The organism is Streptomyces sp. PR69 (assembly GCF_026420845.1).
In the GTDB taxonomy this organism is placed as follows: domain Bacteria; phylum Actinomycetota; class Actinomycetes; order Streptomycetales; family Streptomycetaceae; genus Streptomyces.
On record NZ_JAOWCB010000024.1, the window covers coordinates 16476 to 41259 of the forward strand.

General features: G+C 71.3%; 12 protein-coding genes. 5 read left to right on the forward strand and 7 right to left on the reverse strand.

The features are described from left to right. The first annotated feature begins 17 nt into the window (after window positions 1-17). Window positions 18-2837, forward strand: coding sequence for a preprotein translocase subunit SecA (secA, locus tag OF819_RS21240; protein ID WP_267245199.1), 2820 nt, complete (start codon window positions 18-20; stop codon window positions 2835-2837). Window positions 2838-3488: 651 nt separating this feature from the next. Here secA and OF819_RS21245 read toward each other — a convergent pair. After that, complete coding sequence (locus OF819_RS21245; RefSeq protein ID WP_267245200.1) at window positions 3489-3932, reverse strand: Rv3235 family protein; 444 nt, start codon at window positions 3930-3932, stop codon at window positions 3489-3491. Window positions 3933-4235: 303 nt separating this feature from the next. Here OF819_RS21245 and OF819_RS21250 point away from each other — a divergent pair, with 303 nt between their 5' ends. Together OF819_RS21250 and OF819_RS21255 are read left to right on the forward strand one after the other, a co-directional pair. Beyond that, window positions 4236-4742: a DUF6912 family protein gene (locus OF819_RS21250; RefSeq protein WP_267245201.1), complete on the forward strand. Its 507-nt coding sequence runs from the start codon at window positions 4236-4238 to the stop codon at window positions 4740-4742. A 35-nt stretch (window positions 4743-4777) separates the two neighbouring features. Continuing rightward, entirely contained in the window at window positions 4778-5446 is a 669-nt protein-coding gene (locus OF819_RS21255; protein WP_267245202.1) for an HAD family hydrolase, read from the forward strand. A 195-nt stretch (window positions 5447-5641) separates the two neighbouring features. Here the strand turns inward: OF819_RS21255 and OF819_RS21260 are convergent, their stop codons facing one another. Beyond that, a complete protein-coding gene (locus OF819_RS21260) occupies window positions 5642-6208 on the reverse strand; it encodes a DJ-1/PfpI family protein (RefSeq protein ID WP_267245203.1) in 567 nt (188 codons plus the stop codon). A 594-nt stretch (window positions 6209-6802) separates the two neighbouring features. On the opposite strand from OF819_RS21260, the gene OF819_RS21265 reads away from it, so the two are divergent. Both OF819_RS21265 and OF819_RS21270 read left to right on the forward strand, forming a co-directional pair. Then, the gene (locus OF819_RS21265) at window positions 6803-11776 is read left to right on the forward strand and encodes an NAD-glutamate dehydrogenase (protein WP_267245204.1); all 4974 of its coding nucleotides are present in this window, start codon (window positions 6803-6805) and stop codon (window positions 11774-11776) included. 221 nt (window positions 11777-11997) lie between these two features. Continuing rightward, the gene (locus OF819_RS21270) at window positions 11998-15597 is read left to right on the forward strand and encodes a bifunctional glycosyltransferase/CDP-glycerol:glycerophosphate glycerophosphotransferase (protein WP_267245205.1); all 3600 of its coding nucleotides are present in this window, start codon (window positions 11998-12000) and stop codon (window positions 15595-15597) included. A 531-nt stretch (window positions 15598-16128) separates the two neighbouring features. On the opposite strand, the gene OF819_RS21275 is transcribed toward OF819_RS21270, so the two are convergent. From OF819_RS21275 to OF819_RS21295, 5 genes are all read right to left on the reverse strand, one after another. Then, window positions 16129-18411, reverse strand: a complete 2283-nt coding sequence (locus OF819_RS21275; protein WP_267245206.1) for a bifunctional glycosyltransferase/CDP-glycerol:glycerophosphate glycerophosphotransferase — start codon at window positions 18409-18411, stop codon at window positions 16129-16131. A gap of 66 nt (window positions 18412-18477) precedes the next feature. Then, a complete protein-coding gene (locus OF819_RS21280) occupies window positions 18478-20859 on the reverse strand; it encodes a bifunctional glycosyltransferase/CDP-glycerol:glycerophosphate glycerophosphotransferase (RefSeq protein WP_267245207.1) in 2382 nt (793 codons plus the stop codon). 210 nt (window positions 20860-21069) lie between these two features. Beyond that, entirely contained in the window at window positions 21070-21996 is a 927-nt protein-coding gene (locus tag OF819_RS21285; RefSeq protein ID WP_267245208.1) for a carbohydrate ABC transporter permease, read from the reverse strand. Then, entirely contained in the window at window positions 21993-23345 is a 1353-nt protein-coding gene (locus tag OF819_RS21290) for a carbohydrate ABC transporter permease (RefSeq protein ID WP_416370589.1), read from the reverse strand. The genes OF819_RS21285 and OF819_RS21290 overlap by 4 nt, the downstream gene beginning before the upstream one ends. Window positions 23346-23349: 4 nt before the next feature. Then, window positions 23350-24720 (reverse strand): ABC transporter substrate-binding protein, encoded by a 1371-nt coding sequence (locus tag OF819_RS21295; protein WP_267245209.1) that lies wholly within the window; start codon window positions 24718-24720, stop codon window positions 23350-23352. Window positions 24721-24784 lie beyond the last annotated feature (64 nt).

Here is a 24784-nt window from a genome sequence, read left to right on the forward strand (position 1 = left end):
CAAGGAGACCAGCCTCAGTGTCCGTCTTCAACAAGCTCATGCGTGCAGGCGAAGGCAAGATCCTGCGCAAACTGCACCGCATCGCGGACCAGGTCAACTCCATCGAAGAGGATTTCATCAACCTCTCCGACGCCGAGTTGCGGGCGCTCACCGACGAGTACAAGCAGCGCTACGCAGACGGCGAGTCCCTGGACGACCTGCTCCCCGAGGCATTCGCCACCGTCCGTGAGGCGGCCAAGCGCGTCCTCGGCCAGCGCCACTACGACGTCCAGCTGATGGGCGGCGCCGCGCTGCACCTCGGCTATGTGGCCGAGATGAAGACCGGTGAGGGCAAGACCCTCGTCGGCACCCTGCCCGCGTACCTCAACGCGCTCTCCGGCAAGGGCGTCCATCTGATCACGGTCAATGACTATCTGGCCGAGCGTGACTCCGAGATGATGGGCCGGGTCCACAAGTTCCTGGGCCTGACCGTCGGCTGCATCATCGCGAACATGACGCCCGCCCAGCGCCGCGAGCAGTACAACTGCGACATCACCTACGGCACGAACAACGAGTTCGGCTTTGACTATCTGCGCGACAACATGGCGTGGTCCAAGGACGAGCTCGTCCAGCGCGGCCACAACTTCGCCGTGGTCGACGAGGTCGACTCGATCCTCGTCGACGAGGCCCGTACGCCGCTGATCATCTCCGGCCCGGCCGACCAGGCCACCAAGTGGTACGGCGACTTCGCCAAGCTGGTCACCCGCCTTACCCGGGGCGAGGCCGGCAACCCCCTCAAGGGCATCGAGGAGACCGGCGACTACGAGGTCGACGAGAAGAAGCGCACCGTCGGCATCCATGAGTCGGGCGTGTCGAAGGTCGAGGACTGGCTGGGCATCGACAACCTCTACGAGTCGGTCAACACCCCCCTCGTCGGCTATCTGAACAACGCCATCAAGGCCAAGGAACTGTTCAAGAAGGACAAGGACTACGTCGTCATCGACGGCGAGGTCATGATCGTCGACGAGCACACCGGCCGTATTCTCGCCGGCCGCCGCTACAACGAGGGCATGCACCAGGCGATCGAGGCGAAGGAAGGCGTCCCGATCAAGGACGAGAACCAGACCCTCGCCACGATCACCCTGCAGAACTTCTTCCGCCTCTACGACAAGCTGGCCGGCATGACCGGTACGGCCATGACCGAGGCGGCCGAGTTCCACCAGATCTACAAGCTCGGCGTCGTCCCGATCCCGACGAACCGGCCGATGATCCGCAAGGACCAGTCCGACCTGATCTACCGCACCGAGGTCGCCAAGTTCGCGGCGGTCGTCGACGACATCGCGGAGAAGCACGAGAAGGGGCAGCCGATCCTCGTCGGCACCACCTCGGTCGAGAAGTCCGAGTACCTCTCGCAGCAGCTCAGCAAGCGCGGCATCCCGCACGAGGTGCTCAACGCCAAGCAGCACGATCGCGAGGCCGCGATCGTCGCCCAGGCCGGGCGCAGGGGCTCGGTCACCGTCGCCACGAACATGGCCGGCCGTGGTACGGACATCAAGCTCGGCGGCAACCCGGACGACCTCGCCGAGGCGGAGCTGAGGCAGCAGGGCCTCGACCCCGTGGAGCACGTCGAGGAGTGGGCTGCCGCACTGCCCGCCGCGCTGGAGCGCGCCGAGGCGGCGGTGAAGGCCGAATTCGAAGAGGTCAAGTCGCTCGGCGGGCTCTATGTCCTGGGCACCGAGCGCCATGAGTCGCGGCGTATCGACAACCAGCTCCGCGGCCGTTCCGGCCGTCAGGGAGACCCGGGCGAGTCGCGCTTCTACCTCTCCCTCGGCGACGACCTGATGCGCCTGTTCAAGGCCCAGATGGTCGAGCGCGTGATGGCCATGGCCAACGTCCCCGACGATGTGCCGATCGAGAACAAGATGGTGACGCGCGCGATCGCGTCCGCGCAGTCCCAGGTCGAGCAGCAGAACTTCGAGACGCGGAAGAACGTCCTCAAGTACGACGAGGTGCTCAACCGCCAGCGCGAGGTCATCTACGGCGAGCGGCGCCGGGTGCTTGAGGGCGAGGACCTGCATGAGCAGATCCGCCACTTCATGGACGACACCATCGACGCCTACATCCAGGCGGAGACGGTCGAGGGCTTCGCGGAGGAGTGGGACCTGGACCGGCTGTGGGGCGCCTTCAAGCAGCTCTACCCGGTGAAGGTCACCGTCGAGGAGCTGGAGGAGGCGGCCGGCGACCGGGCCGGGATCACCGCCGAGTTCATCGCGGAGTCCGTCAAGGACGACATCCACGAGCAGTACGACGAGCGCGAGAAGCAGCTCGGCTCGGAGATCATGCGTGAGCTGGAGCGGCGGGTCGTGCTGTCCGTGCTGGACCGCAAGTGGCGCGAGCACCTCTACGAGATGGACTACCTCCAGGAGGGCATCGGCCTGCGCGCGATGGCGCAGAAGGACCCGCTGGTCGAGTACCAGCGCGAGGGCTTCGACATGTTCACCGCGATGATGGAGGGCATCAAGGAGGAGTCCGTCGGCTATCTGTTCAATCTGGAGGTCCAGGTCGAGCAGCAGGTCGAGGAGGTCCCGGTGGAGGACGCGGCGGAGAAGCCCTCGCTGGAGAAGCGGGACGCGGTGCCCGCGGGGGCGGGCCGCCCGGAGATCCGCGCGAAGGGGCTCGACGCGCCGCAGCGGCCGGACCGGCTGCACTTCTCCGCGCCGACCGTGGACGGCGAGGGCGGCGTCGTCGAAGGCGACTTCGACACGGATGGCCGTCCGGCGCGGCCGGAGGGGGACGGGATGACGCGCGCGGAGCGGCGCAAGGCGCAGAAGGGCGGGGGGCGTCGCCGCAAGAAGTAGCGTCCCGCGGGGTGTGACCCGCGGGTGTGACACGGCCGGGGCCGGACACGGGGTGTCCGGCCCCGGCCGCGTTCTGCGGCGCGGCCGCGGGGAGGGCGTCAGGCGGGCGCTGAGACGGTGATGGGGAGGGGCGGGCCCACTTGGCCGTCGCCCCGGCGGGACGGGCCCGAGAGGCGCGGCAGGGGCCGTTGTGAGAGGGCTGGGGGCAGCGGCCGGGGTGCGGGTGGGCGTTGCCAGGTGCGGGGCGGGGTGACCGTACGGCGGCGGGTGGAGGCTCCCGGGGCGCGGGAGGGTGCCGGTACCTTGCCGGGTGCCGGGGTGCGGGGTGTGCCGCCCGTTTTGGGTGGTCCCGGCCGCGGGCGGGTGTCGGCGCGGTTTTCGGCGCCTTGTCGAGAGCGTGTCTGTCGGCTGTATTCGGTGCGTTTGGCAGGGCGGGCCTGCCGCCGTTTCGGGTTTCTTCGGCGGGGCGCGGGAGTCCCGTCCGTGGTGGGTTCCCTGGCCACGGGCCCGTCTGCCGGTCTTCCTGGCCGTGGGTGGGGATCCCTCGGTTTTCGGTGTCCATTGTCCGGTGCGGGGGCCGTCTGGTGTGTTGCCTGAGGTGAGGGGGAGGGCCCTGCGCCAGGGGCCCGTCCCCGCTCGCCGTGACCGACGTCAGGAGGGGCGGGAGGCGCGGGGGGTGCCCAGTTCGATCGCTGTGCAGCGCCAGCGCTGGTCCGGGCAGAGTTCGAGGCGGAACGCCATCGCGGTGAGGCGGTCGCCGGCCGAGATGCGGGCGAAGGCTTCGATTACGCCGGGCACCGGGTGGAACTCGTCGCAGGCGCGGACCACCGGCGTCACCCGCTCCGCCGGGCGCAGCGGGGCCCCCGGCGCCAGGCGGGCCAGTTGGTCGTACGCCTCGCCGACGGTGTGGCCCAGCATCCAGTGCACCGGCCGCTGGCCGCTCAGGACCGCGAGGAGGCGGTCGGCGAACCAGTACCGGGGTGTCGACTGACGCCGGGCCCGCGCCACGGCGGCCGTCGCCACGGTGGCCGCCGGCCGACGCCGGTCCCGTCGCCCCGGCGGCCTGGTCCGGTTGCCGCCGGCCGTGCGGTTCATGGTCCTGTCCACGCGGATCGCCCCCGATGCGAGGTCGGGCCCGGGTCATACCGGGCGGTAACTTCGGTGGTGATCTTCTACGGGGGCGGCAGCCGGTCCGCAACGCGGTCGCCGCCCGGGGCGCGTCGAGCGGAGGTTCACCTATCAGAGTGAGGCGAGCCGCTGAACTCCCGGTCGCGACGGATGCCGGAAGGCGTGAGGTGGACGCCGCGCGGCACGGCAGACGCACCACGAAAGAGGACGCCCGAAACGATCGCCGCACGTATCCTGAAAGGCGTTTCCCGACGAAGAAAGCGGCCTGTCATGCGCGTGTACGTCCCCCTGACCCTGCCCGGTCTCGCCGAGGCGTACCGGACGGGCGAGCTGGGCCCCGCCCCGCTGGAGGCCTTCGCCGTCACGCCGGGGCTGCGCGAGTGGTACGTCTCCGACGACATCGAGGAGCTTGAGTACGCGGCGCTGAGCCGGGCCGCGGCCGCGTCGCTGCGGCTGGTCGCCGGGGACCCAGGGGCCGCGCGCCGCCGGGTCGTCGTCGCCGTCGACGTGCCGGATCAGCAGGCCGTCGCCGACCCCGGCCGGGCGCTGGACGCCAACGCCGTCGGAGAGGTGCGCATCGGGACCGCGGTGCCGCTGGCCAAGGCGGCGGCCGTGCACGTCGACGCCGAGGACGCCGTCGAGGACGTCTCCGCCGCGGCCGAGGCGCTGGGCGCGGCGGACCAGGGCGACGACGACGCCCAGTTCACGGTGGACGGCGCGGAGGACCACGAGCTGCTCTGGTACGGGGTCCAGGAGATCCCGAACCTGATCGGCTGAGCGATTGTCGGCGCCCGCCGGTACGGTTTCTCGGCATGGGGAAGCACCGCACGCATCTGGTCTGGGACTGGAACGGCACACTGCTCGATGACATCAGCGCGGTCATCGGGGCGACCAATGCCGCGTTCGCGGAGATCGGCCTGGAGCCGATCACGCTGGAGCAGTACCGGGAGCTGTACTGCGTGCCGATTCCCCGCTTCTACGAGCGGCTGACCGGGCGGCTGCCCTCCGACGCCGAGTGGGAGGTCATGGACGAGATCTTCCACCGGCACTACACCGAGCACCGGCTCGGCTGCGGGCTGACACCCGGCGTGGAGGAGCTGCTCGCGGAGTGGCGACAGGCCGGGCGCAGCCAGTCGCTGCTGAGCATGTACGAGCATGGTGAGCTGGTCCCCGTCGTGCGGGGCTATGGGATCGAGGAGCACTTCATACGCGTCGACGGGCGCACGGGCCCCTCGGGCGGCACGAAGGCGCTCCACATGGAGCGCCACCTCGCGGCGCTGCGCGGCGTCGTCGCCCCCGAGCGGACCGTCGTCATCGGCGACGCCGCCGACGACGCGCTGGCGGCGGCGCATGTGGGGGCGCGGGCCGTCCTGTACACGGGGGGCTCGCACAGCCGGGCCAGCCTGGAGGCGGTGGGGGACGGCGTGCCGGTGGTGGACACCCTGGAGGAAGCGGTGGACGCGGCGCGGAGGCTGGTCTGAGGGTCCGGGGGCGGAGCCCCGGCCCCTCACGCCTCAAGCTCCCCCAGGCGGGGCTGGACGGTGCTGGCCCTTGCGCCTCATACGCCCACGCCCGCGGGGCCTGATAGTGCTGCCCCCGGTCCTTAAGCGCCGGACGGGCTGGAGAATCCATGCCGTCCGGCGCTTGAGGACCGGGGCCGGGGGGCGGAGCCCCGGTTATGCCGTCGGCGCGTGCTCGCGGAGGATGCGGAGGAAGGCGCGCATCCAGGCCGGGTGGTCGGGCCAGGCGCGGGAGGAGACCAGGGTGCCGTCGACGACCGCCTCCTGGTCCTGGAAGGAGGCGCCCGCGGCCTGCATGTCCAGTTCGAGGGCGGGGTAGGAGGTCACCCGGCGGCCCTCCAGGGAGCCGATCGCCGCCGTCAGCAGCGGGCCGTGGCAGATCTGGGCCACGGGCTTGTCGGCGTCGAAGAAGGACTTGAGGATCTTGCGGAGCTCGGGGTCGTTGCGGAGGTATTCGGGGGCGCGGCCGCCGGGGATCACCACGGCCGCGTACTGTCCGGGGTCGACCTCGGAGAAGGCGAGGTCGGCCTGGCAGGTGTAGCCCGGCTTCTCGGTGTACGTGTCGAAGCCCGGTTCGAAGTCGTGCACCACGAACTGCAGCTTCTTCCGGGCCGGAGCGGCGATGTCGACCTCGTACCCCTCCTCCCTCAGCCGCTGGTACGGGTAGAGGACCTCAAGGGACTCGGCGGCGTCGCCGGTGACGATCAGGATCTTCGCTGTCATGGCCGCTCCTGGTCTTGGGCTGGCCCGTCTGCCGTTCGCCCGGCCAAGCGCGGGTCAGCCTGCGACGGCCTGCGCCAGCCGGGACGATACGTGCTCTGCGGGCCCCGGGGAGGGGGAAGTAGGGGGAAGCAGGGCTATATGGGGCATATGGCATATATGGCATATGTGGAGGGAAGATGCGCATCCGCGGTCGATTCGGAGGCGTGTCGCCCGACGTCAAACTGCACCGCTCCGCGAGGTTTGCCAAGAGGGCCTGTGTCGCTGTCCAGAGTGTCAAACTTCCGGGCCGTCTTTTGTACACATACGGCTCATGACGGGTCGGGGGTGTGGGGCGTTAGCCTTATCCCGTGATCAGCGCGATATGCCGTGGGGGCAGCGAAGCCCCCGGCCTGCGCCCGGACCGCCACCGCGCCCGGGCGATCGCTGACCTTTTCGATCCGATCCAGCCGGTCCGGCTGCCAGAATTGGCCGATAACGGCTCGGACATCTCTCACCGCGGCATAGCGTCGACTCCGACCGGACACCCCGCGTCGTGGCGTTGTGTCGCTTCTTTCACCTACGTCACGCAACGGCGCGCGACAGGAGCCAGAGGACATGCAGACCAAGCTGGACGATGCCAAGGCCGAGCTGCTCGAGAGGGCCGCCCGGGTAGCTGAGCACAGCCCGGTCGGGGGGAGCCTTCCGACCGGCGCCGAGCAGGGGGAGCGTCCGGACCAGGACACCGTGCTCTCGTACCTCCAGCGCTACTACCTGCACACCGCTCCCGAGGACCTGGCCGACCGCGAACCGGACGACATCTTCGGCGCCGCGTTCTCGCACTACCGCCTCGCCGAGAACCGCCCGCAGGGCACGGCCAACGTCCGCGTGCACACGCCCACCGTCGAGGAGAACGGCTGGACGTGCAGTCACTCCGTCGTCGAGGTCGTCACGGACGACATGCCGTTCCTGGTGGACTCCGTCACCAATGAACTCTCCCGCCAGGGCCGCGGCATCCATCTGGTGGTCCACCCCCAGGTCGTCGCCCGCCGCGATGTGACCGGCAAGCTCATCGAGGTGCTGGCGGACCGCAGCGGGGGCCACCTCGGCGAGGCCGCCGCGAGGACGCTGCCGCACGACGCGCTCGTCGAGTCCTGGATCCATGTCGAGATCGACCGGGAGACCGACCGCGCCGACCTCAAGCAGATCACCTCCGATCTGCTGCGTGTGCTGTCGGACGTCCGCGAGGCCGTCGAGGACTGGGAGAAGATGCGCGACGCCGCGCTGCGCGTCGCCGAGAGCCTGCCCGGCGAGCCCGTGGCCGACGATCTGCGCGAAGGAGAGGTCGAAGAGGCACGCGAGCTGCTGCGCTGGCTCGCCGACGACCACTTCACCTTCCTCGGCTACCGCGAGTACGACCTGGTGGACGGAGACGCGCTGGCCGCCGTGCCCGGCACCGGCCTCGGCATCCTGCGCGCCGACCCCGACCACACCGGGGAGGACGACGCCCACGGCCACCCGGTGAGCCCGTCCTTCAACCGTCTGCCCGCCGACGCCCGCGCCAAGGCCCGCGAGCACAAGCTGCTGGTGCTCACCAAGGCCAACAGCCGGGCCACCGTGCACCGGCCCAGCTATCTCGACTACATCGGCGTCAAGAAGTTCGACAAGGACGGCAACGTCGTCGGCGAGCGCCGCTTCCTCGGCCTGTTCTCCTCCGCCGCGTACACCGAGTCAGTGCGCCGCGTCCCCGTGATCCGCCGCAAGGTCGACGAGGTCCTCAAGCAGGCCGGCTTCTCGCCCAACAGCCACGACGGCCGCGATCTGCTGCAGATCCTGGAGACCTACCCCCGCGACGAGCTGTTCCAGACGCCCGTCGACCAGCTGCGCGCCATCGTCACCTCCGTCCTCTACCTCCAGGAGCGCCGCAGGCTGCGGCTCTACCTGCGCCAGGACGAGTACGGCCGCTACTACTCCGCGCTGATCTATCTGCCCCGCGACCGCTACACCACCGGCGTGCGGCTGCGGCTGATCGACATCCTCAAGGAGGAGCTCGGCGGCACCAGCGTCGACTTCACCGCCTGGAACACCGAGTCGATCCTCTCCCGCCTGCACTTCGTGGTCCGCGTACCGGCCGGCACCGAGCTGACCGACCTGACCGACGCCGACAAGGAGCGCATCGAGGCCCGGCTGGCCGAGGCCGCCCGCTCCTGGGCCGACGGCTTCGCCGAGGCGCTCAACGCCGAACTGGGCGAGGAGCGCGCCGCCGAGCTGCTGCGCCGCTACGGAAGCGCCTTCCCCGAGGGCTACAAGGCCGACCACTCGCCCCGCGCCGCCGTGGCCGACCTGGTCCACCTCGAACAGCTCGTCCACTCCGACAAGGACTTCGCGCTCTCCCTCTACGAGCCCGTCGGCGCGGGCCCCGGCGAGCGCCGGTTCAAGATCTACCGCAGCGGTGAGCAGGTCTCCCTGAGCGCTGTGCTGCCGGTGCTTCAGCGGCTCGGCTGCGAGGTCGTCGACGAGCGCCCGTACGAGCTGCGCTGCGCCGACCGCACCACGGCCTGGATCTACGACTTCGGCCTGCGCATGCCGCAGACCGGCGGCAACGGCAACGGCGGCGACTATCTCGCCGACGACGCCCGCGACCGCTTCCAGGACGCGTTCGCCGCCGTATGGAAGGGCGAGGCGGAGAACGACGGCTTCAACTCCCTGGTGCTGCGCGCCGGGCTGACCTGGCGGCAGGCCATGGTGCTGCGCGCCTACGCCAAGTACCTGCGCCAGGCGGGCTCCACCTTCAGCCAGGACTACATGGAGGACACCCTCCGCAACAACGTCCACACCACGCGGCTGCTGGTCTCCCTCTTCGAGGCGAGGATGTCGCCCGGCCGCCAGGCTGCCGGCACCGAGCTGACCGACGGGCTGCTGGAGGAGCTGGACGGCGCGCTCGACCAGGTCGCCTCCCTCGACGAGGACCGCATCCTGCGCGCGTTCCTGACCGTCATCAAGGCCACCCTGCGGACCAATTTCTTCCAGAAGGCCGCGGACGGCGGCGACCACGCCTATGTGTCGATGAAGTTCGACCCGCAGGCCATCCCGGAGCTGCCCGCGCCCCGCCCGGCGTACGAGATCTGGGTCTACTCGCCGCGCGTCGAGGGCGTGCACCTGCGCTTCGGCAAGGTCGCCCGCGGCGGACTGCGCTGGTCCGACCGGCGTGAGGACTTCCGCACGGAGATCCTCGGCCTGGTCAAGGCGCAGATGGTCAAGAACACGGTGATCGTGCCGGTCGGCGCGAAGGGCGGCTTCGTCGCCAAGCAGCTGCCGGACCCCTCCGTCGACCGGGACGCCTGGCTCGCCGAGGGCGTCGCCTGCTACCGCATCTTCATCTCCGCCCTCCTCGACATCACCGACAACATGGTCGCGGGAGAGGTCGTCCCGCCGGCCGGCGTGGTCCGCCACGACGAGGACGACACCTATCTGGTCGTCGCCGCCGACAAGGGCACCGCGACCTTCTCCGACATCGCCAACGAGGTCGCCGTCTCCTACGGCTTCTGGCTCGGCGACGCCTTCGCCTCCGGCGGCTCCGCCGGCTACGACCACAAGGGCATGGGCATCACCGCCCGCGGCGCCTGGGAGTCCGTCAAGCGGCACTTCCGCGAGCTGGGCCACGACACGCAGACCCAGGACTTCACGGTCGTCGGCGTCGGAGACATGTCCGGCGACGTGTTCGGCAACGGCATGCTGCTGAGCGAGCACATCCGGCTCGTCGCGGCCTTCGACCACCGCCATATCTTCATCGACCCGACGCCGGACGCGGCCGTCTCCTACGCGGAGCGCCGCCGGCTGTTCGAGCTGCCCCGCTCCTCCTGGGCCGACTACAACGCGGAGCTGCTGTCGCCCGGCGGCGGCATCCACCCGCGGACCGCGAAGTCGATCCCGGTCAACGCCCAGATGCGCAAGGCGCTCGGCATCGAGGCCAAGGTCACCAAGATGACCCCCGCCGAGCTGATGCAGACGATCCTCAAGGCCCCCGTGGACCTGCTGTGGAACGGCGGCATCGGCACCTACGTCAAGGCGTCGGCCGAGACCCACGCCGACGTCGGCGACAAGGCCAATGACGCCATCCGCGTCAACGGCCAGGATCTGCGGGTCAAGGTCGTCGGCGAGGGCGGCAACCTGGGCCTCACCCAGCTCGGCCGGATCGAGTTCGACCGCAGCGGCGGCAAGGTCAACACCGACGCCATCGACAACAGCGCGGGCGTGGACACCTCCGACCACGAGGTGAACATCAAGATCCTGCTCAACGGCCTGGTCGCCGACGGCGATCTGACCGTCAAGCAGCGCAACAAGCTGCTCGCCGAGATGACCGACGAGGTCGGCGCACTGGTGCTGCGCAACAACTACGCGCAGAATGTGGCGCTGGCCAACGCCGTCACCCAGTCTTCCTCCCTGCTCCACGCTCACCAGCGCTTTATGCGGCGGCTCACGCGCGACGGCCGGCTGGACCGGGCGCTGGAGTTCCTGCCCGCCGACCGCCAGATCCGTGAACTGCTCGGCGCGGGCAAGGGACTGAGCCAGCCCGAACTGGCCGTGCTGCTCGCCTACACCAAGATCATGGTGGCGGAGGAGCTGATCGCCACCCGGCTGCCGGACGACCCGTATCTGCTCAAGCTGCTGCACGCGTACTTCCCCAAGCCGCTGCGCGAGAAGTTCCCCGAGGCGGTCGACGGCCATGCGCTGCGCCGGGAGATCATCACCACGGTCCTGGTCAACGACACCGTGAACACGGGCGGTTCGACCTTCCTGCACCGGCTGCGCGAGGAGACCGGGGCCTCGGTCGAGGAGATCGTGCGGGCGCAGACCGCGGCCCGGGAGATCTTCGGCCTCGGCGCGGTCTGGGACGCCGTCGAGGACCTCGACAACAAGGTCGCCGCCGACGTCCAGACCCGCATCCGGCTGCACTCGCGCCGCCTCGTCGAGCGCGGCACCCGCTGGCTGCTGGGCAACCGCCCGCAGCCGCTGGAGCTCGCCGGGACCGTCGACTTCTTCGCCGACCGAGTCGAGCAGGTCTGGGCCGAGCTGCCGAAGATGCTGCGCGGCGCGGACCTGGACTGGTACCAGGGCATCCTGGAGGAGCTCACCGAGGCGGGCGTGCCCGAGGAACTCGCCATGCGCGTCGCCGGCTTCTCGTCCGCGTTCCCGACGCTGGACATCGTCGCCATCGCCGACCGTACGCAGAAGGAGCCGATGGCGGTCGCCGAGGTGTACTACGACCTCGCGGACCGGCTGCGGATCACCCAGCTGATGGACCGGATCATCGAACTGCCGCGGGCCGACCGCTGGCAGTCCATGGCCCGCGCCTCCATCCGCGAGGACCTGTACGCGGCACATGCGGCGCTCACCGCGGACATCCTGTCGGTCGGCGACGGCTCGGCGACGCCCGAGGACCGGTTCACAACCTGGGAGCAGCAGAACGCGGCCATCCTGGGCCGGGCGCGCACCACGCTGGAGGAGATCCAGGGCTCCGACACCTTCGATCTGGCGAATCTGTCGGTGGCGATGCGCACGATGCGACAGCTGCTGCGCACGCACAGCTAGCACGCACAGCTAGCACGCACAGCGAGTACACACAGCGAGTACGCACAGCCGGGGCATGCCCTCGGACTCCCCCAGCGGCCGCTGGGGGAGTCCGAGGGCACGCAGCCGCGTCACCCACATGAGCGATGAGGGGTGACCGCGAGCGCCGGGAGGGGTTGTTCTCCGCGCAACCTGTGAGCAACCCTCCGGCCATCCGCCGCTGTTGAATGGATGTGCGCACCATGGCGTTCCGGCTCAGTGTCGTCGTACCCGTCTACAACGTGGCGGAGTATCTCGACGCCTGTCTGCGGTCGTTGGCCGGGCAGACCTGCCAGGACCTGGAAGTCGTCATGGTCGACGACGGCTCCACCGACGAAAGCGCCGACATCGCCCGCGCGTTCGCCGCACGCGACGAGCGCTTCCGGCTGCTGTCGCAGCAGAACGCGGGCCTCGGGGCGGCGCGCAACGCGGGCGCGCGCGAGGCGACCGGCACATATCTCGCCTTCGTCGACAGCGACGACGTGGTGCCTCAGGACGCCTACGCGCGCATGCTGACCACGCTCGAACAGTCCGGCTCGGACTTCGCCACAGGCAATGTGCACCGGCTGCGGGCGAGCGGGAAGCAGGAGCAGTCGCCCATGTTCCGCGAGCCGATGGCGAAGACCCGCACCGCCACGCACGTCACCCGCCACTGGCCCCTCCTGTACGACCGGATCGCCTGCAACAAGGTCTTCCGCAGGGACTTCTGGGACCGGCACGGCTTCGCCTTCCCCGAAGGCGTGCTGTTCGAGGACATCCCGGTGATCGTGCCCGCGCACTTCCTCGCCGCCTCCGTCGACGTGCTGCACGACACCGTCTACCTCTGGCGGGACCGGGACGGCTCCATCACCACCCGCAGGGCGCGCCCCGCGGCCGTGCGCGACCGGGCCCGTTCCGTCGCCTCGGCCAGCGGATTCCTCGCCGCGCAGGCGAAGTGGCCGGAAGGAAAGCGCCGTTACGACTCCAGCGTCCTCAGCAGCGATCTGAAGCTGTTCATGGACGCGCTGCCGGACGGCGACGAGGAATACCGTCAGGCGTTCCTCGACCACGCCGGGGACTTCGCACGAGGGGTGGCACAGCCGGTCCTCGACGGGCTGCCGTTCACCCTGCGCGCCGCGTGGCACCTCGTCCGCGAGCGCCGTATCGAAGAACTCCTCGCGCTCCTCGCCCATGAGAAGCGCAACCGCAACGCCTTTCACATCCACGGCCGCCGCGGCGCCCCGTACCTGCCCGGACTGCCCGGACTTCCCGTCGGCGGCAGGGCGTACGCCGAGCACCCCGCCGTCACCGGCGGGCTGCCGAAGGACGTCAGCAGGCTGGGCACGGCCGACCTGCCCGTGCTGTCCGACGTGGTGGAGGCGGTGTGGCGCGACGGCCGACTGCGGCTGCGCGGTTACGCCTACGTCCGCAACCTGCCCGCCGAGCAGGGGCGCAGGCCCCGCGTCCTCGGCTGGCTGCGCCACGGCCGGCGGCGGGCCGCGCCGCTGCGGCTGCGGCCGGCCGAGCTGCCCGAGGCGACCGCCGCCTCCCGGCAGAGCCTGCACCGCTACGACCTGGCGGGCTTTGAGACGGTCGTCGACCCGGCCCGGCTGCGGCCGCGCGGCGGCCGCCCCACGACCTGGAACGTGGAGGTCGGCGTCCTCGGCGGCGGGATGCTGCGCCGCGGGCCGCTGCGGATGCTGGGCAACCCGGCCCCGCCCGCCGTCCACTACCTCGACGACTCCACGCGCATCGTGCCCGAGCTGAACGGCGACAAGCTGCGCCTCAAAGCGGAACGCGTCCCCGCCCTGCTGACCGGCCACGGTCCCGTCGACGGCGAGGACGGGACCGTGGCCGGGGCCGTACGCATCTCATGGCGGGGACGGCAGCCCTTCACGGCCCTCCGCGTCGAGAACCGGCGCACCAAGGACGCGCACGAGGTGCCGGCCGCCGCCGCGGACGAGACGGACGCCTGGCACGCCGATGTGCCGCTGGCGCTTTTCACGGCAGACAGCGGGGAGGACGCGGGCGCGGAGGAGGCGGCGACGCCATGGACCGTGCGGCTCGTCCGCGCCGACGGCGGCCGCGTCCCGCTGGGCGTACGCGACGGCCTTGCCCCCGGCCGCTACCACGTCGGCCGCGTCGCTGACGAACGCGAGCTCGTCCTCACCGCCACCGCCGCCGGAAACCTCGCCCTCAGCAGCCAGTGCCCCCACCCGATCGCCGACGCCTTCGCCTGGACCCTCAACGGCGGACTCGTCATCGAAGGCAGCCACCCCGCGCCCGCCGCCCCCCGCCCCGCTCCCGAGCTGGTGCTCCGGCACAGCGCCACCCAGGAGGAAGCGGTCTTCGACGTCCGGTTCGAGGAAGAGGGCCGCTTCCGCGCCGAGCTCACCCCCGCGGCGGTCTGCGGCATGGGCGGCGTCGGCGGCGTCGACGGCGAGATGCCGCTGGCCGAGGGCCGCTGGTATCTGTTCTTCCGCGACAGCGGCGAAGACGCCCCCGAGCGCTGCCGCCCCGTGCGGCTCGCCGCCGCCAAGCACGCGGCCGTCCCCGCCGTACAGCGCGTCCGCGGCCGCGACTTCACCCTCACCCGGCGCTTCCACGACCAACTCGTCGTCGAGTCGGGGTCCGTACTGGGCGTACGCGAACGCGGCCCGTACGGCGAGCGGCGGCTGCGCGAGCGGTACGCGGAGCTCAACCGGTCGCCGGAGCGCCGCGACACCCTGCTCTTCAGCAGCTTCGACGGCCGCCAGTACTCCGACTCGCCGCGCGCCGTCCACGAGGAGCTGCTCCGCCGCGGCAGCCCCTTCGAGCATCTGTGGACGGTACGCGACCAGCAGGTGCAACTTCCCGAGGGCGTCCGGGCCGTGGCGTACGGCAGCACCGAGTGGCATGAGGCCCTGGCGCGGTCCCGCGCCGTCGTCACCAACACCCAGCTGCCCGAGTGGTACGAGCGCGGCACGGGCCGCTGCACCGTGCAGACCTGGCACGGCACACCCCTCAAGCGCATCGGGCGGGATCTGCTCGGCACGGCCCAGGCCAACCGCCCGTACATCGACTCCCTGCCGCGCCGGGCCGCCCAGTGGGATCTGCTCATCTCCCCGAACCGCTTCTCCACCCCCATCCTGCGCCGGGCCTTCGGCTACGAGGGCGAGGTGCTGGAGTCCGGCTATCCGCGCAATGCGCTGCTGCACGCCGAGGACCGGCACAAGATCGCGGCGAGTGTGCGGGAGCGGCTGGGCATCGAACCCGGCCGCACGGTCGTGCTGTACGCGCCGACCTGGCGCGAGGACCGCCCCAAGGGCGCCGGCCGCTATGCGCTCGACCTGCGGCTCGACCTCGCCGAGGCGCAGCGCGCGCTCGGCGGCAGCCATGTGCTCCTCGTCCGCCGCCACTACCTGGTCGGCGACCGGCTGCCGCAGGTGGGCCCCTTCGTCCGGGACGTCTCCCGCTACCCGGACGTCGCCGAGCTGCTGCTGATCAGCGATGTGCTGGTGACCGACTACTCGTCGCTGATGTTCGACTTCGCCCAGACGGGCAGGCCGATGCTGTTCCACACGTACGACCTGGAGCACTACCGGGACACGCTGCGCGGCTTCTACTTCGACTTCGAGGCGAAGGCGCCGGGGCCGTTGGTTCGGGAGGGGGCGGAGCTGATCGAGGCGCTGAGGGAGCCGGAGGGTGCCGTGGCGGGGCATGTGCGGGCGTATGAGGCCTTTCGCGAGGTCTTCTGTGACCTTGACGACGGGCGGGCCGCGGGGGTCGTGGCCGACCGGTTGCTGGGTCTTTCCCCTGCCCTCCCCCTGCGCCCTGGAGCGTAGGGGGACCCCCACCTCCCGTAACTGGGGCTCCGCCCCAGACCCCGTTCACGGGGGCTCCGCCCCCGCACCCCCGCACCCCCGCGCCTCAATCGCCGGCGGGGCTGGGAAATCCAGCCCGTTGGGGGCACCTCCGTGGGAGTACCCCCAGACTCCGTCCAGGGGGAGGTAGCTGGGGGAGCTTGAGGACACGGCCGAAGGCCGTACCGGGGCGGGCGGCGCGAAGCTGCCGCCCCCTGGGGCGTGGGGCACCAGCCCCGCAGCCCCTTCCCCCGAAGGGGGGTCTGGGGGCGGAGCTCCCAGTTACGGGAAGTGGGGTTCCCCCACGCCCCCGTTGCAATGCCGTTGCACTAACAGGCCTTCCCGGTCTCCGCCGGGCAGCTTTCCGCAGCTCGCCGGCCCGGGACCGCTGGGTAAGGCAACGGCATTGCCCCCCAGGGCGTGGGGGGAGGGGAAGCCCCCTGCCCGTGGCCGAAGGGCCACGGGCAGGGCGACAGGGGGCGAACCCCGGCGGCAGGACAGGCGCCCTGGCTTTCACCGCGGGGGCGGGACGGCGGAGCCCACGCCCCGCGGCTCGGCCGGCTGCTGGCGCGGGACGGCGGCGGCGCGCGGCCCCGGGGCTTCACGGTCCGCGGGAGGCGTCACCGGCAGTGGTGTCTCCTCGCCGAGGAGGACATGGCGTACCACCCGCTCCGCGGCCCGCCCGTCGTCGAAGACGCAGAACCGCTCCCGGAAGGCGGCCCGGAGCGCGCGGCTCCGTTCGCCGTCGAGGGAGCCGTCCGTGAGGACCCGTACGACGTCTTCGGTCGTACGCGTCACCTCGCCCGGGGTGTCTCCGGGCAGGCCCGACAGCAGGTCGAAGGTGACGCCGCGCACCGCGCGGTAGACCTCCCAGTCGGGGGCGTGGATGACGATCGGCCGGTCCAGGATGGCGTAGTCGAAGATCAGTGACGAATAGTCGGCGATCAGCGCGTCGGCCGCCAGGAAGAGCTCCTCGACGCGAGGGTGGCCGGAGACGTCGATCAGCCCGGCGCGGCCGGCCAGCCCCGCCCCGTCGTGGAAGTAGTGGGCGCGGACCAGGATCACCGTGTCCTCGCCGCGTTCGCCCAGCTCCCGCGCCACCCGGTCCAGATCGAGCTGGCAGGTGAAGGTCCGCTCGTAGTCGCGGAAGGTCGGCGCGTAGAGCACGGCCCGCCGGCCCGGGGGGAGGCCGAGCCGCTCGCGCGCCGCCGCGATCTCGTCGGGGCCCGCGTTGACCAGGACGTCATTGCGCGGATAGCCGGACTCCAGATGGCGTACGGCGCTGGGGTAGGCCTGCGACCAGACCTCCGTGGAGTGCGGATTGGACGACAGGCTCAGATCCCACCGGTCGACGCGGCGCAGCAGGGTGCGGAAGTTCATGCCCTGCGCGGCGGCCGGGTACTGCTGCTGGCCCATGCCCATCACCTTCAGCGGGGTGCCGTGGTGGGTCATCACATGGATCTGGCCGCGCCGCTTGACCAGATGGTTGTGGAAGTTGACATTGCTGATGAAGTACGTGCCGCGGGCCAGCACCGACCAGTAGCGGCGGGTGCCGGGCACCACATGGTCCACGCCCGGCGGCAGCCCGGCGGCCGCGGCCTTCGCCGAGACGATCCACACCCCGTGGATGTGCGGGGCAAGTTCGGCCGCTTTGCGGTAGACGGCCGCGGGATTGCAGCTCACGCCGCGGTTCCAGTACGCGCTGTAGACGGCCAGCCGCCGGTCGAGCGGACGCAGCCGCTGCAGCCGGTAGTACAGCGGCGTCAGCCGCCGTACGGCGCGGGCGCGGGCCGCACCCGCGAGCCCCAGCAGCCCGCGGCGGGCCGCGAAGGCTGTGTCGAGGCCCGCGAGCAGCGCCCTGCGGCCGCCGCACAGCAGCCGCAGCCGCAGCGCCCCGAAGCCGTGCCGCTCCGGGTGGCCGGATGGCCGGTGTACGCGGCAGAACGCGGCGACCGCCCGCACATAGCGGCGTCGCCGGGCCGCCTTCGGATAGGCCTCCAGCAGCTCCCGGACCGCCACGTCGAAGAGCGGGCCGTGCACCTTTGCGAAGCGCGGGGTGTCGCGCAGGGCCGTGAGCAGCTCGCTGAACTGCTCAAGGAGTTCCGCGGGCGACGTCTCGGCCTCCTCCGGTTCGGTGAGGGCCGGGACATGGCGCTGCCCGCGGTGTTCCACGCACGGCTCCGGCAGCGCGGCGACCGACTCCGCGGTGGCGAGGGTGGCGAGGGCGTACATCCGGTCGCCCTCCGGCCCGGACGCGAAGCCGATCCGCTGTGCGCGGTGGACGTCACGGCGCACGGCCCTGTTCCAGCACACCGCCGCGACGCCCAGCAGCTCGGGCCGTTCGGCGAGGGTGCACACCTGCGAGCCGCCCATGTCACGCAGCAGCCGCAGCGAGCGCGTGGGCCGCGGAACGCCCCGGAACGGGGTGCGCAGATGCCCGAAGAGCAGGAGGTCCGGCTCCTTGGCGGACTCCAGCCGCTCGGCGATGCGCTCCAGCGCGCCGGGCAGCAGCACATGGGTGGCTTCGAGGAAGAGGAGATAGTCGCCGGCGGCCCGCTCCGCCCCGGCGGTGCGGCGGTCCTCGGCGCCCGCGGGCTCCGGCAGATGCACGGCCCGCACCCGCGGGTCGCCGTCGGCGATCTCGTCGAGGAGCCGGCCGGAGCCGTCCGGGGATCCATCGGCCACACCGATGACCTCGATGTCCCGGAACGACTGCGAGAGCACGGACCGAAGGCATTCCCGGAGGGTTCCGCGCACACGGCGGACGGGGACGATGATGCTGAGGCGGGGCGGCATGCGCGGGCTCTTTCTCGAAGGACGGGCGGATGGGGCGGGGATGGGCGGATGGGGACGGCGGGTGGCTTACGGCCTGTTGGCCGGGGACACAGCGGGGGGCCCAGCGGGGGAGATGCCGCGCTCCGTGCCCTGTGCCTGGCGGGGCAGCGCCTGCGTCCGGCGCGCCGGCATCGGCGTCGGCGAAGGGGCCGGGGCCGGGGCCGGGCGGCGCTCGGCGAGGGGGATGACGGCTGGCAGGCCCGCCGTCTCCTTCAGGAAGACCCGGCGCACCACGCGCTCCGCCGCGAGCCCGTCGTCGTACGGACAGAACCGTGCCCGGAAGGCGGCCCGCAGCTGCGCCGAGCGTGAGCCCTGCCAGTGCCCGCTGGTGAAGATGTCGATCAGCTCGTCCTCGTCGCGGGCGACCGCGCCCGGCGGTGTGGCCCGTACGTCGAAGTACAGCCCGCGGGCCGCCTCGTACGCCTCCCAGTCGCCGGTGTGCAGCACGATGGGCCGGTCCAGGTTGGCGTAGTCGAACATCAGGGACGAGTAGTCGGTGAGCAGCGCGTCGGAGGCGAGGCACAGCTGCTCGACGCTGGGGTGGTCCGACACGTCGAGGACCCGCGGCGGCCTCCCGGCGCCGGCCGGGGCCAGCGGCGGTCCGTCGCCGAAGCGGTGCGCGCGGGTGAGCAGCGTGAAGCGGGGGCCGAGCGCCGTCGCGAGCCGTTCCAGGTCCAGCGGGGAGCGCTGGGTGCGGCGATAGTCGCGGTGGGTGGGCGCGTACAGCACGGCGACGGCGTCCTCCGGCAGGCCCAGGGCCGCGCGCGCCGCGGCCACGTCGTCGGCCGTGGCGTGCTGGAAGACGTCGCTGCGCGGAGCGCCGTACTCCAGGGTGGTGGCGGCGGCCGGGTAGACCCGCTCCCACACCAGCGTGGAGTGGCGGTTGGCGGAGAGCGAGTAGTCCCATTTGTCGGCGTTGGCGAGGAGCTGTGCGAAGTCCGTCCGGCCGCCTGCGGCAGGGTGTTCCTGGAGGTCGAGTCCCATGGCCTTCAACGGGGTGCCGTGGTGGGTCTGGAGCATGATCTGCCCGCGCCGCTTGACCAGCCGCCGGTCGAAGTTGACGTTGTTGACCAGATACGCGGCACGGGCCAGGGCCGTCCAGTAGGCGAAGCTGCCGGGCCGCAGCCGGCGGGTGGCCGCGGGGACGGTGTGCGCGTGCTCGGGGCCGCAGATCCAGGCGGTGCGCAGCCCCGGGACGAGTTCCCGGGCCTTCGCTTCGATCGCCGCCGGATGGCAGGTGTAGCCGCGGTTCCAGTACGCGGAGAAGACGGCGTATCGCGGGCGCAGCGGCAGCCGGAGCTGGATGCGGTAGTGCAGCTGCAGTGCGGCGGCCCGCAGGGCGCGCAGGCCCGCTGCGGCGGCCCGCCTGGCGCGGACGCGCAGCAGATGGACGCCCCGTACGGCCATGAAGGTGCGGTGGAGGCCGAGACCGACGAGCGTGTGCCGGACGCGGCCGCGGAGCGCCGGGGCCGCGCCGGGACGGCGGTGGCTGAGCTGGTCGGGGTGGCTGGGGTGGCCGCGGTGCTGGCGGTGGTGGCGATGGCGGCGGGCATGGGCGCGGGCCCGGCGGAAGAACTCGGCGCGGCTGCCGCGCGGCAGCCGCCCCCGTGAGGCGGCGATCGCCGAGAAGTGGTCGAGCATCCGGTGGAAGAGGACGGGCTGCCACCGGGCGAGTGCGGGCCGGCCGGCGAGGAAGGCGAAGACCCGGTCGTACTGGTCGAAGACGTCGAAGTGCTTGCGGTCGGCGGTGGCCAGGATGTTGCCGCCCTGGCGGCGCTGCCGGTAGTGGACGCAGACCTGGTCGAGAGTGGCGAGGGTGTCGGCGGCCAGCAGCGCCGGGTAGGTCCAGGGGGTGTCCTCGTAGTAGCCGGGAGGGAAGGTCAGGCCCTCGCGTTCGATGAACTCCCGCTTGTACGCCTTGTTCCAGACGACCATCAGCAGCTTCAGCAGACCGGGGCGGTCGGCCAGCCGGAAGGGAGCGGGGCCCTGTTCGGTGAGGAGGGCGGCGTACTTGTTGCGTACCGTCCGGCCAGTCCAGTAGGAGCGTGCGTAGTCAAACACCAGCACCTCGGGGGCGCCGGTCTCCTCGATCCGGTCGGCGATGGCGCGCAGCGCGCCGGGGACCAGGGTGTCGTCGCTGTCGAGGAAGAGGATGTAGTCGCCGCGGGCCTGTTCGAGTCCGGCGTTGCGGGCCGGGCCGAGGCCCGCGTTCCGCGGCAGATGAACGGGGCGCACCCGGCGGTCGCGGGCCGCGAACTCGTCGATGATCGCTCCGCAGGCGTCGGGGGAGCAGTCGTCGACGGCGATCAGTTCAAGGTCGTCGTAACTCTGGCTCAGCACCGACTCCAGACACTCGTGCAGATATGCCTGGACCTTGAACACGGGGACGATGACGCTGAACCGGGGCACGGCACATCCAGTCGGTCGGCGCGGGCAGTTGGCCCGAGAACGTCCGATGGGGTGAGCTGGTTACGCCATCCGTGGCGGACAGGGGATGCACAAGGGGCGACGGCCCGGTGAACAGGCCCCCGGGCCGTCGTCCGCGTCAACGCGCCGCCGCTGCGACAGGTTTACGCGCGAGGTTGACGCTTCACCGCTCTGCTGTGGGCGGCGCACCGGTCATTTGACGGCTCCCGCCATGACGCCGGAGACGAACTGGCGCTGGAAGGCGAAGAACACGGCCAGCGGGATGATCATCGAGAGAAACGCTCCGGGGGCGAGGACGTCGATGTTGTTGCCGAACTGCCGTACCTGGCGCTGCAGAGCGACCGTGATCGGCGCGCTCTCGGAGTCCGCGAAGATCAGCGCGACGAGCATGTCGTTCCACACCCACAGGAACTGGAAGATCCCCAGCGAGGCGATCGCCGGCGCCCCCAGCGGCAGCACGACCCGGGCGAACAGCCGTATCTCACCCGCTCCGTCGAGGCGTGCGGCCTCCAGCAGCTCCCGAGGGATCTCCGCGAAGAAGTTGCGCAGCAGGAAGATCGCGAAGGGGAGGCCGAAGGCCACATGGAACAGGACCACGCCCAGCGTGGTCTCGAAGATCCCGACGACGCCGAAGAGCTTGGACACCGGCACCAGGGCGACCTGCACGGGGACCACCAGCAGGCCGACGACGACCAGGAACCACCAGTCGCGGCCGGGGAAGTCCATCCAGGCGAAGGCGTATCCGGCGAGCGCGCCGATCACCACCACCAGCGCCGTGGCCGGGACGGTGATCATGACGGTGGACAGCAGGGAGTCGGTGATCGCCTCGTTCTCCAGCAGCCGCCGGTAGTTCTCCGCAGTGAGCTGCGCGGGCTGGGTGAAGACCTGCCACCAGCCGCTGGCGGCGATGTCGCCGGGGGCGCGCAGCGAGGAGACCAGCAGGCCGAAGGCGGGCATCAGCCAGAACAGGCCGACGAGGACGAGGAAGACCCGGACGGCCCCGCCGCCGGTGCGGGCCGCGAGGCGCGCGGCCGGGGACCGCCGTGCCTTCGGGCGCTGTGCCTTTGGGCGTCGTGCCGTCCGCACCCGCCTGGTCACGGTGTCGGGCTGCGCGGTCATCGGCGGCTCTCCCTTCGCAGCCTGCGGATGTTGACGAGCATCACCGGGACGACGAGCAGGAGCAGCAGGACGGCGATGGCGCTGCCGAGGCCGAGGTCCGCGTCCGTGCCGAACGAGGAGCGGTACAGCTGCAGCGCCAGCACATTGGCGTCGTCCTGTGCGGAGCCGGGCGCGATGATGAAGACCAGGTCGAAGATCTTCATCACATTGATCATCAGCGTGACCAGCACCACGACGAGGACGGGCGCGAGCAGCGGGACGGTGACCCTGCGGAACACCTGCCACTCGCCCGCTCCGTCGACCCGCGCCGCCTCCAGCAGCTCCCGCGGCACGCTCGCCAGACCGGCCGCGATCAGCACCATCGCGAAGCCCGCCCACATCCACACATAGCTGCCGATGATCGCCGGGGTGACGAGCGTCGGACCGAGCCAGTTGACGCCGTTGTACGGCTCGCGGAAGTTCTCGCCGGGCAGCCGCAGCGTCGCGCCGTCGGCGGCGGCGGGCAGGGTGAACACCCCGTCCGCCCCGGCGCGCGCGGAGGCGACGACCTCGCCGTCCTTGACGGCCTCCACCTTGATGCCCGCCAGGCCCAGCTCCGCCGGGTCGACGGCATTGGGCGCGCCGCCGCCGCCCCGGGTGAAGTCCAGCCAGGCCGTGCCGGTGACCCGGCCGTCGGCGGCGGGCTCCGCCGCGCGCGCGGGCCGGGCGTCCGAGGGCATCTTCGCCGGGGAGACCCCGATCAGCGGCAGCAGGACCGGGACGCCCGCGGACACCGGCTCCTTGGTGACATACGCCCCGTCCTCGCCCGCTTCGAGCGGATGGACGGGCAGCGGGCGGGCCTTGGGGAAGCCGGCCGACTCGGCGAAGGTGTCATGGACGCCCACCCAGACGGCGTTGGCGACACCGCGGTCCGGGTCCTGCTCGTAGACAAGCCGGAAGATGATGCCGGCGGCCAGCATCGAGATCGCCATGGGCATGAAGACGATCAGCTTGAACGCCGTGCCCCAGCGGACGCGTTCGGTCAGCACGGCGAAGATCAGACCGAGCGCCGTGGCGACGGTCGGGGCCAGCACCACCCAGATCGCCGTGTTCCTCACCGCGGTGAAGACGGTGTCGTCGGAGAAGATCGCCGCGTAGTTGTCGAAACCGGCGAACGAGTCCCCGGCCTGGTCGAGGAACGAGCGATACAGCGAGTACCCGATCGGGTAGACCACGAGTGCGCCCAGCAGCACCAGCGCCGGCAGCAGAAACGCCGCCGCGACCGCATGGCGCCTGCGGGCCGTGCTCTTGCGCTTGTCGACGGGGTGCGCAGGCGTGCGGGCCGGGCCCCCGGATGCGGTCAGCGCCACCGCGTCAGCTCTTGAACGCCTTGGCGGCTTCCGCCTCCAGCTTCCGCTGGGCGCCCGCCACATCCCCGGGGTTCTTCAGGAAGTCCTGGAGGATCTTCCACTCGCCCTTGCCGGGCGTGCCGCCGAACGACTGCGGCATCTGGTCCGACATGTCAAAGCGGACGTCGTCGCCCGCGTCGATCAGCGCCTTGGCGATGCCCCGCTGGACATCGTTCGGATACGCGGCCGGGTCCAGCGCCTTGTTGGGGGAGAGGAAGCCGCCCGCGCCCGCCGAGATCGCGGCCGCGTCCGGCGAGGCCAGGAAGGTCAGCAGCGCCTGGGCGCCCTTGCTGTCTGTCAGCGCCACCGCCGCGTCGCCGCCCGTCACCACCGGCGGCTCGGCCCCGACCGCCGGGAACGGGAACACCTTGGCGTCCGTGCCGATCTTCGCCTCGGTCTGGGCGATGTTGACGGTGACGAAGTCGCCCTCGAAGACCATCGCGCCCTTGGGCTGGTCGCCGCCGGTGAAGGTCTGGGTGACGGACGCCGGGAACTCCGTCTGCAGCGCGCCGTCCGCGCCGCCCGCGATCAGCTCGGGTCTGCCGAACAGCTCGCCGAGTGTGGTCAGCGCGTCCTTCACGGACGCATCGGTCCACTTGATCTCGTGTTTGGCCAGCTGGTCGTACTTCTCGGGGCCCGCCTGGGAGAGATATACGTTCTCGAACCAGTCGGTGAGCGTCCAGCCGTCCGCGCCGGCCACCGAGACGGGGGTGACGCCCGAAGCGGAGATCGTCTCGGCCGTGGCCAGGAAGTCCTTCCAGGTGCTCGGCGGGGTCACGCCCGCGTTCTCGAAGGCCGTGTTGTTGTACCAGATCAGGGACTTGTTGGCGGCCTTGTAGTACACGCCGTACTGGACGCCGTCCACCGCGCCGAGATCCCGCCAGACCCGGGCGTAGTTCTTCTCCAGCTGCGCCATGGCCTCCGGGCCGACCGGCTTGGCCCACTTGCGCTGCACGGCCTGCCGGATCGCCCCCACCTGGGGAAGCATGGCCACATCCGGGGGACTGCCGCCCGCGATCTTCGTACCGAGGAAGTTGACGATCGGGTCCTGTGCCGGGACGAAGGTCACCTCGGCCCCGGTGCGCTTTTCGAACTCGTCGAGAACCTTGGTGAAGTTCTCCTGCTCCGGGCCGCTCCAGACCGCGGCGACCTGGATTGTCTCGCCGTCCAGCTTGGGCAGTTGGACGGTCGCCGCGGCGGAGGTCTGACCGCCGCCGGGCTCCTTGGCGCCGCCGCCCTTGCCGCTGTCGCCGTCGCCGCCGCAGCCGGTGAGGGCGAGCGCGCCTATCGCGCAGAACACCACGGCGGCCTTGCTCGTACGAAGAGTTGTGCGCATCTCTGCCCCGTCTCTTTCGTGCGCGTGCGTCCCATGCGCCGTTTCGCGGGTCGAGCGTGCTGGT

Excerpts from the sequence above, each read along its gene's own strand:
- OF819_RS21295 (WP_267245209.1), bottom strand. The coding sequence starts at position 24,720 with ATGCGCACAACTCTTCGTACGAGCAAGGCCGCCGTGGTGTTCTGCGCG.
- OF819_RS21275 (WP_267245206.1), bottom strand. The coding sequence starts at position 18,411 with ATGCCGCCCCGCCTCAGCATCATCGTCCCCGTCCGCCGTGTGCGCGGA.
- OF819_RS21255 (WP_267245202.1), top strand. The coding sequence starts at position 4,778 with ATGGGGAAGCACCGCACGCATCTGGTCTGGGACTGGAACGGCACACTG.
- OF819_RS21260 (WP_267245203.1), bottom strand. The coding sequence starts at position 6,208 with ATGACAGCGAAGATCCTGATCGTCACCGGCGACGCCGCCGAGTCCCTT.
- OF819_RS21245 (WP_267245200.1), bottom strand. The coding sequence starts at position 3,932 with ATGAACCGCACGGCCGGCGGCAACCGGACCAGGCCGCCGGGGCGACGG.
- OF819_RS21250 (WP_267245201.1), top strand. The coding sequence starts at position 4,236 with ATGCGCGTGTACGTCCCCCTGACCCTGCCCGGTCTCGCCGAGGCGTAC.
- OF819_RS21285 (WP_267245208.1), bottom strand. The coding sequence starts at position 21,996 with ATGACCGCGCAGCCCGACACCGTGACCAGGCGGGTGCGGACGGCACGA.
- OF819_RS21265 (WP_267245204.1), top strand. The coding sequence starts at position 6,803 with ATGCAGACCAAGCTGGACGATGCCAAGGCCGAGCTGCTCGAGAGGGCC.
- OF819_RS21270 (WP_267245205.1), top strand. The coding sequence starts at position 11,998 with ATGGCGTTCCGGCTCAGTGTCGTCGTACCCGTCTACAACGTGGCGGAG.